Here is a 14,539-nt window from a genome sequence, read left to right on the forward strand (position 1 = left end):
ACGGCTTGCCTTGCTGTCCGAAGGCCGTCATCCGAGTGGCCCTTTTGTTGTGATTGTCGGCCTCTGTCCTGGCTCCGCGTGGCACAGATCCCACAGGTACGGGAACTGGCTCGGTACGAGCGAAGGGTCGACGCGATGGAGCTGATCGCAGGAAATCCGGCAGCGCCGCGGACGGACGGCACGCGGACGGCGGTACACGGGGCACCGGCCCCGGGCGAAACGGCCCGGGGCGGTCCGGGTGACCGGGCCAGGGGTTCGTTGCTGGGCCTCGCGGTCGGCGACGCGCTGGGCGCCCCCGCGGAGAACATGCGGCCCTCCGAGATCCGCCGCCGCTGGGGCCGGATCGAGGGCTTCGTGAGCGACGACCCGGCGGGCACCGACGACACGGAGTACGCGATCTTCTCGGGGCTGCTGCTGGCCCGGCACGGTTCCGCGCTGACCGTCAGCCATGTCGAGCGGGCCTGGCGGCTGTGGATCGCGGACCTGGACGAGGGGCCGTTCCGCGGCGCCGGGTTCAGCGAGCGCGGCACCCTGGAGAACCTGCGCCGGGGCCTGGCCGCCCCGATCTCCGCCCAGCACCGGCACGCCTGGAGCGACGGTCTGGCGATGCGGGCGGCACCGTTCGGCGTCTTCGCGGCGGGCCGCCCCGCGGAGGCGGCCCGGCTCGTCGCGGTGGACGGCCGGGTCAGCCACGAGGGCGAGGGCATCTACGGCGGCCAGGCGGTGGCGGCCGGGGTGGCGGCCGCGATGACGGGAGCCGGGGTCACCTCCGTGATCGCCGCCGCGCTCTCCGTCGTGCCGATGGACTCCTGGACCGCGCGTTCGCTGCGCCGCGCGGTCACGGCCGCCCAGCGCCCCTACCCCGACCGGCTCACGATGGAGCGCGCGGTGCGCTCGGCCGTGGTCGTCGGCGGCTACCCGTGGACGGACCTGGCGCCGGAGGCGGTGGGGCTGGCCTTCGGGGCGTTCGCCGCGGCGCGCGGCGACTTCCGTACGGCGGTGCTGACCGCGGTCAACATGGGCCGCGACGCCGACACCACGGCCGCGGTGGCGGGCGCCCTGGCCGGGGCGCTGCACGGGGCCTCGGCCATTCCGCACCCCTGGGCGCAGGCGATCGGCCCGGTCCGGGGCAGCTGCCTCCCGTCGATGCGCGGCTACCACGTCCTGGACATCGCGGAGCTGCTCACCCCGGCGGAGGCGGACGAACGGAAGGAGTGCCCGGCCCCCGGGCCCGGCGGCGGGGCGCCCCCGCCCGGTGAAGCCGCCGGCGACAGCGCCGGCCACCGGGACGTCCGCGCCGGCGCACCGGCGGTGCGCCCATGACCGGCACCGTCCGCCGCGCCCGGATCGAGGGGCTGCTGCTCGGACTGGCCGCCGGAGACGCCGCGGGGTGGCCGGCCGCGCGGCACCGGGCGGCCCGGATGCCGGAGTGGACCCGGCGCCTCACCCGCGAGCTCGACACCTTCGCCGAGCAGAACGCGACCACCACACTGCCCGTCCCGATCGCCCTCAACCAGCCGCCGGAACCCCTGCGGCTCGGCCCCTCCGACGACGCCGAATGGGCGGCGTTCGCGGCCGGGACCGTCCTCACCTCGGCGGCGGGCCCGCTGCACGGCCTCTCCCCCGGCCGCCGGATGCGGGCCGCGGTGGACGTCGCCTGGAACGCGCTGGCCGCCGAGGTCGCCGAGGCCGCCGCACGGGCGCCCGAGGTCGAATCGGCGGTCCTGCCGCTGCGGGCCCGGATCTCGGTCCGGGCCGGGCTCGGCAACCTGGCCGCCGGGCTGCGCCCGCCCGCCACCGGCCACGACAACCCGCACTACTTCGACGACGCGGCGTGTGTGCGGGCCGCCGTACTGGCCGTCGTCCACCCCGGCGACCCCGCGGCGGCCGCCGACCTCGCCGAGTTCGACGCGCGCTACACCCAGGACGGCGACGGGGTGCACGGTGCGCGGGCGATGGCCGCCGCGATCGCCGCGGCACTCGGCGGGGCGGACGTGGACACGGCGGTGAACGCCGCGCTCGCACAGCTCCCCGAAGGCACCGAGATCGCCCGCAACGCCGCCCACGCGGTCCGGATCGCCCGCGACTTCGCCGGTGAGACGGCCGGCGCCTTCGCCCTCGTACCGGTGCTGGAGCACCAGATCGTCGACCACGTCTACAGCTACGGGATCGCCGCGGCCGAGACCGTCCCGGTCGCCCTCGCCCTCGCCACCGCGGCCCGCGGCGAGATCGCGCAGGCCGTACCGTCAGCGGCCTGCCTGTCCCGGGTCGCCGATTCGGCGCCCGCCCTGGCCGGTGCGCTGACCGGTGCGCTCGGCGGCATCGCCACCGTGCCCGACGGCTGGCGCGAGGCCTGCCGCACCCTGGCGGGGTGCGCGCTGCCCCGTTTCGCGGGCACGGATCTGATGGAACTCGCCGGGCTGCTGGCAGACACGGAACCGGCACTCCCGGGTGGACAATTCGGACATGACATCCACAGTGCCCCTGGCGCCCACGAGGTCCGCACCGCCCACGACGCCCATGGCGCTCACCCTCGATGAACGGATCGCGGGCGCGCTCGTCGGCGCCGCGGTCGGTGACGCGCTCGGCGGTCCGGTCGAGGGCCGGCCCCCCGAGCAGATCGCGGCCCGCCACGGCGGGCGGATCACCGGCGTCGTCGGCCCCTGGGACGGCGACGACTGGCGCACCGCCCGCCCCATCGCCCCGTACCACAAGGGCGACGGCCACGTCACCGACGACACCTTGATGACCCATGCGCTGGTCCGGGTGTACGGGAAGGTGCGCGGCCACCTCGACGCGTACTCCGTCGCCGACCACCTCGTGCCGGAGCTGATCTCGAACCCCCGCTGGATTCCGGAGCTGGAGGCCGAGGCGCTGCCGCTCCAGCGGATCTTCCTCGCGGAGAAGTGGATCGTCGCCCGGCTGCACTACGGCCACGTCGACCCGCGCGAGGCGGGCTCGGGCAACATCGTCAACTGCGGTGCGGCGATGTACATGGCGCCGGTCGGCCTGGTGAACGCGGCCCATCCGCAGGCCGCTTACGCCGAGGCCCTGGACATCGCGGGCGCCCACCAGTCGTCGTACGGAAGGGAGGCGGCCGGAGTCCTCGCCGCCGCCGTCGCCGCGGCCTGCACTCCCGGGGCAACGCCCGCGTCCGTCGTCGAGACCTGTCTGTCGCTCGCCAAGGACGGCACCCGGGCCGCCATCGAGGCGGTGTGCGAAACAGCTGTCGGGTACCGGGACTTCGAATCCGCCCTGGCCCCGATCCGGGAGGCCGTCGCCCCCTTCGACACCGTCGGCCCCGACTACCGCGCCCCCTCGCTCGGAGCCCGCCGACCCTCCCGGCTCCACGCCATCGAGGAACTCCCCGTCGCGCTCGGCATGTTGCTCGTCGGGGACGGGGACTACCGGCGCACGGTCCTCGGATCGGTCAACTACGGGCGGGACTGCGACTCGATCGCCACCATGAGCGGCGCCGTCGCGGGCGCGCTGCACGGCGAAGGGACGATCCCCGCCGACTGGGTGAGCACCGTCGCCGGGGCCAGCCGCCTCGATCTGCACGCCCCGGCCCGGACCCTGACCGAGGTCGCCCGTGAGGTGTTCGCGCACGACACGGCCCGCCGCCGCGCCCACGAGGCCGCCTTCGCCGCACTGGTGGGCACCGCGTGAACACGAGGGTGCGGGTCACCTGGGTGCAGCCGGAGGACCTGGTCGGGCACGAGCTGCGGCAGGCCGCGGAGGACGGGCGCGACGCCCGGGACATCGAGCGCCGGTGGTACGAGGCCGGCGGCTCGCCCGCCCCGGACCGCGCGGGCGCCTCCGAGCCCCCCGCACCGCCGGAACTGCGCGCGGTCGCCGAGCACCTGCTCGACGAACTCGCCCTGCTGGAATCGCCGTTGGCCGAGGACGAGCCGACCGGCCTGGACGCGATCCGGGCCGCCTGCCCGCACTGGCCGCGCCCCCGCACGGACCCGGGCGCCGTTGGCCGCGACCGGCTGCACGCGGCCTGGCTGGGTCGCGCCGTCGGCTGCCTGCTGGGCAAGCCGGTCGAGAAGCTGCCGCTGGAGGGCATCCGCGCGCTGGCCCGCGCCACCGGGAACTGGCCGCTCTCCACCTGGTTCACCGCCAAGGGGCTGCCCCCGGGCCTGTCGGCCACGTACCCCTGGAACCGGCGCTCCGCGAGCACCTCGCTCGCCGAGAACATCGACGGGATGCCGGAGGACGACGACCTCAACTACCCCTTGCTGACCGTGGTGCTGCTCCAGCGGTACGGCCGGTCGTTCACCACCGCCGACCTCGCCCGCCTCTGGCTGGACGAGCTTCCGGCGGGCCGGACGTTCACCGCGGAGCGGGTCGCCTACCGCAATCTCCTCGACGGCGTCGAACCACCGGACACCGCACTGCGCCGCAATCCGTTCCGGGAGTGGATCGGCGCCCAGATCCGGGCCGATGTGCACGGCTGGACACATCCCGGCGACCCGGCCGCGGCGGCGGAGCAGGCCCACCGGGACGCGGTCCTCACGCACAGCGGGAACGGGGTGTACGGCGCGATGTTCACCGCGGCGGCGCTCGCGGAGGCGGCCGGCGGGGAGGCCGATGTGCACGGCTGCCTGGCCGCCGGACTCAGGGTCGTACCACCGCGCTCGCGGTTCGCACGGGCGGTACGGGACGGTGTCGCGGCGGCCCGCGGCACGTCCGGCTTCGACGCGGTCGTCGACCGGCTCCACGACACCTACGGCAGGTACCACTGGGTGCATGTGCTGCCCAACGCGGCGCTGCTCACCGCCGCGCTCACGCACGCCGACGGCGATTTCACCGGCTCGGTCTGCCGCGCGGTGTCCGGCGGCTGGGACACCGACTCCAACGGGGCGACCGCCGGTTCGCTCGCCGGACTGCTGGCCGGGCGGCCAGAGGCGCTGCCCGACCGGTGGACCACCCCGCTGAAGAACCGTCTCGCCACGTCCGTCCCCGGTTTCGACTCGGTCGGCTTCGACACGCTGGCCGACCTGACCCACCGGCTCACCCATCAGGAGGCACTCCGCCCATGACACGTATCGCGGTGCTCGGCAGCACCAACATGGATCTTGTGGCCTACGTCGACCGGGCTCCGGAACGCGGACAGACCGTCACCGGACGCGAGTTCCGCACCGTGCCCGGCGGCAAGGGGGCCAACCAGGCCGTCGCGGCCGCCCGTGCGGGCGGCGACGTGATGATGATCGGTGCGGTCGGCAACGACGAGTACGGCGTCCGGCTGCGGGAGAACCTGGAGCACTCCGGCGTCGACACCGATCTGCTGCACACCGCGGAGGGGCCCAGCGGAACGGCGCACATCGTGGTGGACGCCAAGGGCTCCAACGCGATCGTGGTCGTCCCCGGCGCCAACGGCGCCGTCACCGCGCTCGGTCCGGGCGAGATCGCCGCCATCGCGGAGGCCGACCTGCTGCTGCTCCAGCTGGAGCTGCCGATGTCCGCCGTGATCGAGGGTGCGCGGGCCGGCCACGCCCAGGGGGTACGGATTCTCCTCACCCCCTCCCCGGTGCGGCAACTGCCCGACGAACTCCTGGACTGCGTGGACCTGCTGATCCCCAATGAGCACGAGGCGGCCGAGCTGTCCGGACACTCAGAACCGCACGCGGCGGCCGAGGTGCTGCTCGGCCAGGTGCCCGCCGTCGTCATCACGCTCGGCTCGAAGGGCTGCCTGTACGCGGCACGGGGCCGCACGGCCGTGCACTTCCCCGCCCCCGACGTCACCGCCGTCGACACCACCGGCGCCGGCGACACCTTCGCAGGCGCGCTCGCGGTGGCGATCGGTGAGGGGCGGCCGGTGCCGCAGGCCATCGCCTGGGCCTCGTCGGCCGCCGCGCTCTGCGTGCGGAAACCCGGCGCCTCGACGTCCATGCCGTACCGCAGCGAAATCGACGCCGCGTGACCGGGCCCGCGGCCGCGCCGCTGACCGGGCTCAAGGTCATCGATCTCGCCACGCTCTTCGCGGGCCCCCTGTGCGCCACCATGCTCGGTGACTACGGCGCCGACGTGATCAAGGTCGAGCATCCGGGGCGGCCCGACCCGTCCCGGGGACACGGCCCCACGAAGGACGGCATCGGGCTGTGGTGGAAACTGCTCGGCCGCAACAAACGCACCATGACCCTCGATCTGTCCGGGCCCGGCGGCCGCGAACTCCTGCTGCGGCTCGCCGCGGACACCGATGTGATCATCGAGAACTTCCGGCCGGGCACGCTGGAGCGGTGGGGCCTCGGCTGGGAGGAGCTGCACGCCGTCAACCCCCGGCTGGTCCTGGCCCGGGTCACCGGCTTCGGCCAGTTCGGCCCGTACGCGCACCGGCCCGGCTTCGGCACGCTCGCGGAGGCGATGAGCGGATTCGCGGCGATCACCGGGGAGCCGGACGGGCCGCCGACGCTGCCGCCGTTCGGTCTCGCGGACTCGATCGCGGCCATCGCCACGGCGTTCGCGGTGATGACCGCGCTGGCCGGGCGGGAGCGGACCGGTGAGGGGCAGGTCGTCGACCTCGCGATCATCGAGCCGATCCTCACGGTGCTCGGCCCGCAGCCGCTCTGGTACGACCAGCTCGGTTACGTACAGCCGCGCACCGGCAACCGTTCGCGCAACAACGCCCCGCGCAACACCTACCGCACCTCGGACGGGCAGTGGGTGGCCGTCTCCACCTCCGCGCAGTCCGTCGCCGAGCGGGTGATGCGCCTGGTGGGACGGGCGGAACTGATCGACGAGCCGTGGTTCGGCTCCGGCACCACCCGCGCCGACCACTGCGAGGAGCTCGACGAGGCGGTCGGCAACTGGATCGCCCGGCACACCCGGGACGACGCGGTCTCCGCGTTCGAGAAGGCGGAGGCGGCCATCGCGCCCGTCCATGACATCCGCGACGTGATGGAGGACCCGCAGTACCGCGCGCTGGACTCCATCACGGAGGTCGACGACCCCGAGCTGGGCCCGCTGCGGATGCAGAACGTCCTGTTCCGGCTCTCCGGCACCCCGGGCGCGATCCGCTGGGCGGGCCGGCCGCACGGGGCGGACACCGAGGAGATCCTCACCGGGCTCGGACTGACCGGCCCGGAGATCTCGGCGCTGCGGGCGGAGCGGGTCCTGTGACCCCGGCGATCCCGCTCACCTGGCTGTACGCCCCCGGGGACCGGCCGGACGTGGTGCGCAAGGCGCGTGCGTCGGGGGCGGACGTGGTCATCGTGGACCTGGAGGACGCCGTCGCCCCGGACCGCAAGGAGTACGCACGGGCCGCCACCGCGGAGCTCCTCTCCGCGGACGCCGAGGGAGTGCCGGTCCATGTCCGGGTCCACACCGAGGCCGACGTCCTGGCCCTGGCCGGGCTGCCGGGCCTCGCCGAACTGCGGCTGCCGAAGATCACGCACGCGGCGTCCGTCCATCACATCGCGGCGCTGGCCCCCGGGGTCGCGCTCTGTCCGCTGCTGGAGTCGGCGCTCGGCATCGAGCACGCGTACTCGGTGGCCGCCGCCCACCCCCAGGTGCGGTCCATCGCCCTGGGCGAGGCGGATCTCCGGGCCGATCTGGGGGTCCGGGACGATACGGGGCTCGACTGGTCGCGCAGCCGGACGGTGGTCGCGGCCCGCGCGGCCGGGCTGGCCCCGCCCGCCCAGTCGGTGTTCCCGGACATCAGGGACCTGGACGGTCTGTGGGCGTCCTGCGCCCATGGGCGGGCGCTGGGGTTCCTCGGCCGGGCGGCGATCCACCCCCGGCAGCTGCCGGTGATCGAGCGGGCGTTCCGGCCGACGCCGCAGGAGATCGAGGCCGCGCAGGAGATCGTCGAGGCGGCCCGGACGGAGGCGGGCGCGCTGGCCCTGCCGGACGGCCGTTTCGTGGACGCGGCGGTGGTGGCCTCGGCCCACCGCACACTCGCCCTGGCCGGGCGCACGGTGGTATCCGGCCCACGCTGACCCCGGGGCCCCCTTTCTGTCCTCAATCGCCGGACAGGCTTGATTTCCACCCGGGACCGCGCAGGCTGCCCGTCCAAGCCCGTCCGGCGATTGAGGACACCCGGCGACGGCGGTCGTGGCGCACAACGTGACGAGGGGCCGCCGAATCGCTCGGCGGCCCCTCGTCGTCGTTGGGTCGGCGTCAGCCCTTGGCCGTCTCCGCCGTGTCCTTCGTCTTCGACGCGTCGGACTCGGTCGCAACGTCCCCGGATTCGGAATCGGACTCGGACTCGGCGTTACCCGACTCCGCGTCACTCGACTCCGCGTCCTCGACGTCTCCGGCGTCCACCGCGTCAGGAGCCTCCGGCTCCCCCGGCTCCCCCGGCTCGACGATCTCCTCGCGCCCCGGCCGTACCTTCGCCGAGATCACGAAGTAGACCACCGCGAGCACGAACACGATCAGCGCGGTCCATACGTTCAGGCGCAGGCCCAGGATGTGGTGGGCCTCGTCGACGCGCATGTACTCGATCCACGCGCGACCGGCGCAGTAGGACGCGACGTACAGCGCGAACGCCCGCCCGTGGCCGAGCTTGAACCGGCGGTCCGCCCAGATCACGAGGAGGGCCACGCCGATGCACCACAGCGACTCGTACAGGAATGTCGGGTGGTACGTGCCCGCCACCCGGTTGGGGCCCTCGCTGATCTTCAGCGCCCACGGGACGTCGGTCTCCCGGCCGTACAGCTCCTGGTTGAACCAGTTGCCCCAGCGGCCGCAGGCCTGGGCCACGGCGATACCGGGGGCGAGCGCGTCGGCCCAGGCGGGCAGCGGGATCCCGCGGCGGCGACAGCCGATCCAGGCACCGACCGCGCCGAACGCGATCGCACCCCAGATCCCGAGGCCGCCCTGCCAGATCTTGAAGGCGTCGACCCAGTTCTCACCGTCGCTGAAGTACAGCTGGTAGTCGGTGATGACGTGGTAGAGCCTCCCGCCGACCAGGCCGAAGGGGACGGCCCAGACGGCGATGTCGGCAACGGTGCCGGCTCTGCCCCCTCGGGCGATCCAGCGCCTGTTGCCGAGCCATACGGCGACGAAGACACCGATGATGATGCAGAACGCGTAGCCGCGAAGCGGGATCGGGCCGAGATCGATCACGCCGGTCGACGGGCTGGGAATGTAGGCAAGGTCCATGACAGGGTCGACGCTACCTTGCCGGGCGGGAGGTGCGGCAACCCGCCCGACAACGTCTGGGTAACGAGCCGGTCATCGATTCCCCAGGTTTCCGCCGTTCAGGACCCCGACGGGGCAGGGGTGACGGTGCCCCTCCGCTTGCCCTTGTTGGCCTCGGCGACCCACTTCTTCAGGTTGGCCACGGTGATGGGTTCGTTCCCCTTCTTGGGGAAGATCGACTCACCGTTGAGCAGTGCCGTCGGCGTGCCCTGGAAGCCGCCCTTCTGGAACGCGGTGTTGGACTTCTGGACCCAGCTGTCGTGCGTGCCGTCCTCGACACAGCTGCGGAAGGCGGGCGTGTCGAGCCCGTCGACCTTCTTGGACAGGTCGATCAGCTTGCTGTTGTCACCGAAGGCGTCGTCGGTCTCCTGCGGCTGATTGCGGTAGAGGATGTCGTGGTACGCGGAGAACTTTCCCGCGTCCTGGGCGCAGGCCGCCGCGTTGGCTGCCTTGAGGGAGCCGCTGCCGCCGAGATTGCCGTCGATCAGCGTGGCGAGGTGGTATTCGACCTTGAGCTGCCCGCTCTGCTCCAACTGGTGGATCGTGTCCCGGAACGCGTTCTCGAACTGGGCGCAGACCGGGCAGCGGAAGTCCTCCCAGATCGTGAGCGTGGACGGGGCGTCGTCCGCTCCCACCTGGATGGCCAGGCTGTCCTTGCCGGTGGCGCCCGAGGGCGCGACGGCGGGACCCGATGCCTTGCTCTTGCTGCCCTTGCCGCCGCTGTTCGCGGCGATCACGCCGACGACGGCGGCCAGCGCGAGGACACCCACCACCGCGGTGGAGACGATCAGCGTGCGGCGGCGGCGCTCTCGCGCCTTCGTCTGCTCACGCTGCTGGATCAGCCGGTCTCGCGCGGCCCTTTTTCCCTCTTGGTTCTTCTCGCTCACACCGCAGCAACGACCCGGGGAGGCACTCTCGTGCCTCCCCGGTCCCAGGTCCACCCGTTCGGGTTACGCCGGGTGTCAGCGCTTTCGAACACCTTCGGCCAGATCGGCCGCCAGTGAGCGGACGGCCGCCAGGCCGGCCGCCTCGTCGGGAGCGTCCAGCATGCACTTGACGAAGGCGGTGCCGACGATGACCCCGTCCGCGAACCCGGCGACCTCGGCCGCCTGGTCGGCGTTCGAGACGCCGAGGCCGACGCAGACCGGGATGGAGGTGGTGGCGCGGGTGCGCCGCACCAGGTCCTCGGCCTGTTCGCCGACCGAGACGCGGGTGCCGGTGACGCCCATCAGCGAAGCGGCGTAGACGAAGCCGGAACCGGCCGCCGTGATGGTGGCGAGGCGCTCGTCCTTGCTGCTGGGCGCGACGACGAAGACGGTCGCCAGACCGTGCTTCTCGGCGTGCTCGCGCCACAGCGCGGACTCCTGGACCGGCAGGTCGGGCAGGATGCACCCGGCGCCGCCCGCCTCGGCGAGTTCGGCGGTGAAGCGCTCGACGCCGTACCGGTCGATCGGGTTCCAGTACGTCATGACCAGGATCGGGATCCCGGTCGCCTCGTACGCCTCGCGGACCGTGCGCATCACGTCGGCGATCTTCACGCCGCCGCGCAGCGCGATGTCGTCGGCGGTCTGGATGACGGGGCCGTCGAGGACCGGGTCGCTGTGCGGCAGGCCCACCTCGACGACGTCGGCGCCGCCGGCCACCACGGCCTTGACGGCCGCGATGGCGCCGTCGACGGTCGGGAAGCCCGCGGGCAGGTACGCGATCAGCGCCGCCCGGTCCTCGGCCCTCGCCGCGGCGAGGGTGGAATTCAGCAGCTCGATGTTGCCGCTCACTTGGCGTCCCCCTCGATCTCGGCGCTGCCGGCCGCGTCCGCCTCGACGGTCGCGTCGGCCTCGTACAGCCCGAAGTACCGGGCCGCCGTGTCCATGTCCTTGTCACCGCGGCCGGACAGGTTGACCAGGATCAGGCCGTCCTTGCCGAGCTCCCTGCCGACCTCCAGGGCGCCGGCCAGCGCGTGCGCGCTCTCGATGGCCGGGATGATCCCCTCGGTGCGGGAGAGCAGCCGCAGCGACTGCATGGCCGCGTCGTCGGTGACCGCGCGGTACTCGCCGCGGCCGATGTCCTTCAGGTACGCGTGCTCCGGGCCGATGCCCGGGTAGTCCAGACCGGCCGAGATGGAGTACGGCTCGGTGATCTGGCCCTCCTCGTCCTGGAGGACGTAGCTGCGCGAGCCGTGCAGGATGCCGGGCTCGCCCGCGGTCAGGGTCGCCGCGTGCTCGCCGGTCTCCACACCGTGTCCGGCGGGCTCGCAGCCGATGAGGCGGACGTCCGCGTCCGGGATGAAGGCGTGGAAGAGGCCGATGGCGTTGGAGCCGCCGCCGACACAGGCGACCGCGGCGTCCGGCAGCCGGCCGGCCCGCTCCAGGATCTGCCGCCTGGCCTCGACGCCGATGACGCGGTGGAAGTCGCGGACCATGGCGGGGAAGGGGTGCGGGCCCGCGACCGTGCCGAAGAGGTAGTGCGTGCGGTCCACGTTGGCGACCCAGTCGCGGAACGCCTCGTTGATGGCGTCCTTGAGCGTGCGGGAGCCGGACTTCACGGCGATGACCTCGGCGCCGAGCATCCGCATCCGCGCCACGTTCAGCGCCTGCCGCTGGGTGTCGATCTCGCCCATGTAGATGGTGCATTCGAGGCCGAAGAGGGCGCAGGCGGTCGCGGTGGCGACGCCGTGCTGGCCGGCCCCGGTCTCGGCGATGACCCGGGTCTTGCCCATGCGCCGGGTGAGCAGCGCCTGGCCCAGCACGTTGTTGATCTTGTGCGAACCGGTGTGGTTGAGGTCCTCGCGCTTGAGGAAGATCCGGGCGCCGCCGGCGTGCTCGGCGAAGCGCGGCACCTCGGTCAGCGCGCTGGGCCGGCCGGTGTAGTCGACCATGAGCTCGTTGAGCTCGGCGGCGAAGGCCGGGTCGGCCTTCGCCTTGTCGTACTCGACGGCGACCTCGTCCACGGCGGCGACGAGCGCCTCCGGGATGAACTTTCCGCCGTACGCGCCGAAGTAGCCCTCGGCGCTGGGGATCAGACCCTCCGGGTCCGGAATGAAGAAGTCAGATGACATCCGACGTGTGCTCCTCGACATGACAGGGGTGGATGCGTGGATTCACCGTGTCGCGCCGTGAGCGAGCCCCGCCTCGGCCGTGGCCGGGCGGTGCGGTCGTGCGGTTGCGCCGGGTGCGGCGGTGGGTGCGACGGCCGGGGCTCGCTTACTGCGCGGACCCCGTGCGCCATCGCATGCCGTTGACCTGGCCGGGCTCGTCACCGATCACGTACCGCACCCGCCGGCCGTGCACGCGGCGCGCGGGGGCGCGGCAGCCGCGGGGGCGGCAGCCGCGCGCCAGCGGCGCGTGCGGGTCCCGGCCGGTGGCCGCGGCGGGGCGCAGGCCCGGCCTGACACGGGACGCGGGACGGTCGGCGGACACGGGTGCGGTCAGCTCCGTCCGTGCCGGAGCGCCGGGTGGGCGCCCGCGGCGACCAGGTCGGCGACGGCGCCGCGCGGGTCGCGGCCGGTGACCAGGGACTCGCCGACCAGAACGGCGTCCGCGCCGGCGTTGGCGTAGGCGATGAGGTCGTGCGGGCCGCGGACGCCGGACTCGGCGACCTTGACGATGTGGTCGGGGATCTCGGGGGCGACGCGCTCGAAGGTGGAGCGGTCGACCTTGAGGTCCTTCAGGTTGCGGGCGTTGACGCCGATGATCCGCGCGCCGGCGTCCACCGCCCGCTCCGCCTCCTCCTCGTCGTGCGCCTCGACCAGCGGCGTCAGGCCGATGGACTCGGCGCGCTCGATCAGGGAGACGAGGGCCTCCTGGTCGAGGGCGGCGACGATCAGCAGCGCGAGGTCGGCGCCGTACGCCCGTGCCTCCCACAGCTGGTACGAGGTGACGATGAAGTCCTTGCGCAGGACCGGGATGTCGACCTTGGCGCGGACGGCCTCCAGGTCGGCCAGCGAACCGCCGAAGCGGCGCTCCTCGGTGAGGACCGAGATGACGGACGCGCCGCCGGCCTCGTAGTCCGCGGCGAGTGCGGCGGGGTCGGCGATGGCGGCAAGGGCCCCCTTGGAGGGGCTGGAGCGCTTTACCTCGCAGATGACGGTGACGCCCTCGCCGCGCAGGGCGGCGACTCCGTCCTTCGCCTGGGGAGCGCGCGCCGCGCGTTCCTTCAGCTCATCGAGGCTGACGCGCGCCTGCCGCTCTGCGAGGTCGGCGCGTACGCCGTTGATGATCTCGTCGAGCACACTCACGCGAGCGGCCCCCTTCCGGGACGGTGACAAGGGAACAGGATCAGCCATACCGATGGTATCCGCAGGAGGCCGATGGGCCCGCATCCGGCCGACAGATGTCCCACTACCTGGGCATTCACGGCACCAGCGCCGATCCGAACGGCAGATTCCGGACGAGGGTGAAGAGCATGAGAACGGCTCCGATGCCCCACCAGTGGACGGGCCTCAGCGCGATCCGTACCGGTTTCCCGGCGGCGGCGCGGACCATCCACAGGACCCAGAGGACGGCGAAGATCCCGTAGCCGGCGACGGCGAGGGCGTTGGAGCCGAGGGCCACCGCGATGTCGCCGTGGGCGACGGCGTGGGCGCTGCGCAGCCCGCCGCAGCCGGGGCAGTAGATGCCGGTGAAGCGGAGCAGCGGGCAGGCCGGGTAGTGGCCCGGCTCGTTGGGGTCGACGGAGCCGACGAAGGCGAAGGCCCCGATGACGACGGCCATGGCACCGGCCGGGACGGCGATCCGCCGCAGCCGTGAGGCGGGGACGGGGGCCGGGGGGAAGACCGGCGGGAACGGCCCCCGGTACCCGGCGGGCGGGCCGGGCACGGGCGGCTGGCCGTCGGGAGCGGGCTGCGGGCCGGGGGCCGCGGAGGCGCCGGGCGCGGCGGGGCGGCCCGGTGTCGGCGGGGCGGCGGATGGTGAGGGCGAGGCGTCCACCCGGTGATTGTCGCCTCTGACGCGGAAAGGCGCAGCCCGGTCCGGGCTGCGCCTCGCGTGCGTACGTCCCGCGGACGGGGTCAGGAGGTCTGCGCCTGCCCGGCGCGGGCCCTGGCCTGGGCCAGCTCCGCGGACTCCTTGGGCATTCCGAGACCGGCGGCCTTCATCGCGAGGCCGACGATGCCGCCGACGAGGGTGACGGCGATACCGGCCCAGAAGCCGAGCGGGTTGGCCGCGACCATGAAGACGCCTGCGATGCAGAAGCCGATGAAGGAGATGATGACACCGGTCCAGGCGGCCGGGGTGTGTCCGTGGCTGGTGCCCGCCATGATTTTGCTCCTCGTTGGTGTTGCGCTGTTGGTGTCGCTCGGTGTCACTGTGCGCAGAGCCGGTGCCGCTGTGGGTGCCGCTGCGCTGTGAGCTCCGAGCCATTGTCCCGTACGTGCGGACAGGACATGAGCTGG

The 14,539-nt window shown here is 73.5% G+C and carries 15 protein-coding genes; 7 read left to right on the plus strand and 8 right to left on the minus strand.

Annotation, left to right across the window (positions count from 1 at the left end; genetic code table 11):
• The first annotated feature begins 135 nt into the window (after positions 1–135).
• The 7 genes from ACIO3R_RS04960 to ACIO3R_RS04990 are packed head-to-tail and all read left to right on the plus strand — an operon-like array spanning position 136 to position 7,943.
• Entirely contained in the window at positions 136–1,323 is a 1,188-nt protein-coding gene (locus ACIO3R_RS04960; protein ID WP_385037927.1) for an ADP-ribosylglycohydrolase family protein, read from the plus strand.
• Positions 1,320–2,540, plus strand: coding sequence for an ADP-ribosylglycohydrolase family protein (locus ACIO3R_RS04965; RefSeq protein ID WP_402103392.1), 1,221 nt, complete (start codon positions 1,320–1,322; stop codon positions 2,538–2,540). The genes ACIO3R_RS04960 and ACIO3R_RS04965 overlap by 4 nt, the downstream gene beginning before the upstream one ends.
• Positions 2,467–3,669, plus strand: a complete 1,203-nt coding sequence (locus ACIO3R_RS04970; protein ID WP_402103395.1) for an ADP-ribosylglycohydrolase family protein — start codon at positions 2,467–2,469, stop codon at positions 3,667–3,669. The genes ACIO3R_RS04965 and ACIO3R_RS04970 overlap by 74 nt, the downstream gene beginning before the upstream one ends.
• Positions 3,666–5,048 (plus strand): ADP-ribosylglycohydrolase family protein, encoded by a 1,383-nt coding sequence (locus tag ACIO3R_RS04975; protein ID WP_402103397.1) that lies wholly within the window; start codon positions 3,666–3,668, stop codon positions 5,046–5,048. Before ACIO3R_RS04970 ends, ACIO3R_RS04975 begins: the two co-directional genes overlap by 4 nt.
• Positions 5,045–5,929 carry a ribokinase gene (gene rbsK, locus ACIO3R_RS04980; RefSeq protein ID WP_385037918.1) on the plus strand — a complete coding sequence of 295 codons (885 nt, stop codon included), beginning with the start codon at positions 5,045–5,047 and terminating at the stop codon, positions 5,927–5,929. The genes ACIO3R_RS04975 and rbsK overlap by 4 nt, the downstream gene beginning before the upstream one ends.
• Positions 5,926–7,125 carry a CaiB/BaiF CoA transferase family protein gene (locus ACIO3R_RS04985; protein ID WP_402103400.1) on the plus strand — a complete coding sequence of 400 codons (1,200 nt, stop codon included), beginning with the start codon at positions 5,926–5,928 and terminating at the stop codon, positions 7,123–7,125. Before rbsK ends, ACIO3R_RS04985 begins: the two co-directional genes overlap by 4 nt.
• Positions 7,122–7,943 (plus strand): HpcH/HpaI aldolase/citrate lyase family protein, encoded by an 822-nt coding sequence (locus tag ACIO3R_RS04990; protein WP_385037924.1) that lies wholly within the window; start codon positions 7,122–7,124, stop codon positions 7,941–7,943. The genes ACIO3R_RS04985 and ACIO3R_RS04990 overlap by 4 nt, the downstream gene beginning before the upstream one ends.
• 181 nt (positions 7,944–8,124) lie before the next feature.
• Here ACIO3R_RS04990 and lgt read toward each other — a convergent pair whose 3' ends face one another.
• From lgt to ACIO3R_RS05030, 8 genes are all read right to left on the minus strand, one after another.
• A complete protein-coding gene (lgt, locus tag ACIO3R_RS04995) occupies positions 8,125–9,111 on the minus strand; it encodes a prolipoprotein diacylglyceryl transferase (protein WP_402103403.1) in 987 nt (328 codons plus the stop codon).
• A 98-nt stretch (positions 9,112–9,209) separates the two neighbouring features.
• The gene (locus tag ACIO3R_RS05000; protein ID WP_385041712.1) at positions 9,210–10,037 is read right to left on the minus strand and encodes a thioredoxin domain-containing protein; all 828 of its coding nucleotides are present in this window, start codon (positions 10,035–10,037) and stop codon (positions 9,210–9,212) included.
• 75 nt (positions 10,038–10,112) lie between these two features.
• Complete coding sequence (gene trpA / locus ACIO3R_RS05005) at positions 10,113–10,925, minus strand: tryptophan synthase subunit alpha (protein ID WP_385041710.1); 813 nt, start codon at positions 10,923–10,925, stop codon at positions 10,113–10,115.
• Complete coding sequence (trpB, locus tag ACIO3R_RS05010; protein ID WP_385041708.1) at positions 10,922–12,205, minus strand: tryptophan synthase subunit beta; 1,284 nt, start codon at positions 12,203–12,205, stop codon at positions 10,922–10,924. Before trpB ends, trpA begins: the two co-directional genes overlap by 4 nt.
• 145 nt (positions 12,206–12,350) lie before the next feature.
• Complete coding sequence (gene trpM / locus ACIO3R_RS05015; RefSeq protein ID WP_385353210.1) at positions 12,351–12,566, minus strand: tryptophan biosynthesis modulator TrpM; 216 nt, start codon at positions 12,564–12,566, stop codon at positions 12,351–12,353.
• Positions 12,567–12,574: 8 nt separating this feature from the next.
• Positions 12,575–13,384, minus strand: coding sequence for an indole-3-glycerol phosphate synthase TrpC (trpC, locus tag ACIO3R_RS05020; RefSeq protein ID WP_363021419.1), 810 nt, complete (start codon positions 13,382–13,384; stop codon positions 12,575–12,577).
• Between the two features lie 115 nt (positions 13,385–13,499).
• Positions 13,500–14,075, minus strand: a complete 576-nt coding sequence (locus ACIO3R_RS05025) for a DUF2752 domain-containing protein (RefSeq protein WP_402103407.1) — start codon at positions 14,073–14,075, stop codon at positions 13,500–13,502.
• A gap of 80 nt (positions 14,076–14,155) precedes the next feature.
• Positions 14,156–14,404 carry an HGxxPAAW family protein gene (locus ACIO3R_RS05030; protein ID WP_385039950.1) on the minus strand — a complete coding sequence of 83 codons (249 nt, stop codon included), beginning with the start codon at positions 14,402–14,404 and terminating at the stop codon, positions 14,156–14,158.
• Between the last annotated feature and the right edge of the window lie 135 nt (positions 14,405–14,539).

The organism is Streptomyces sp. NPDC087428 (assembly GCF_044744085.1).
Taxonomy (GTDB): Bacteria; Actinomycetota; Actinomycetes; order Streptomycetales; family Streptomycetaceae; genus Streptomyces.

Excerpts from the sequence above, each read along its gene's own strand:
- ACIO3R_RS05030 (WP_385039950.1), bottom strand. The coding sequence starts at position 14,404 with ATGGCGGGCACCAGCCACGGACACACCCCGGCCGCCTGGACCGGTGTC.
- ACIO3R_RS04965 (WP_402103392.1), top strand. The coding sequence starts at position 1,320 with ATGACCGGCACCGTCCGCCGCGCCCGGATCGAGGGGCTGCTGCTCGGA.
- lgt (WP_402103403.1), bottom strand. The coding sequence starts at position 9,111 with ATGGACCTTGCCTACATTCCCAGCCCGTCGACCGGCGTGATCGATCTC.
- trpB (WP_385041708.1), bottom strand. The coding sequence starts at position 12,205 with ATGTCATCTGACTTCTTCATTCCGGACCCGGAGGGTCTGATCCCCAGC.
- ACIO3R_RS04960 (WP_385037927.1), top strand. The coding sequence starts at position 136 with ATGGAGCTGATCGCAGGAAATCCGGCAGCGCCGCGGACGGACGGCACG.
- rbsK (WP_385037918.1), top strand. The coding sequence starts at position 5,045 with ATGACACGTATCGCGGTGCTCGGCAGCACCAACATGGATCTTGTGGCC.
- ACIO3R_RS04970 (WP_402103395.1), top strand. The coding sequence starts at position 2,467 with ATGACATCCACAGTGCCCCTGGCGCCCACGAGGTCCGCACCGCCCACG.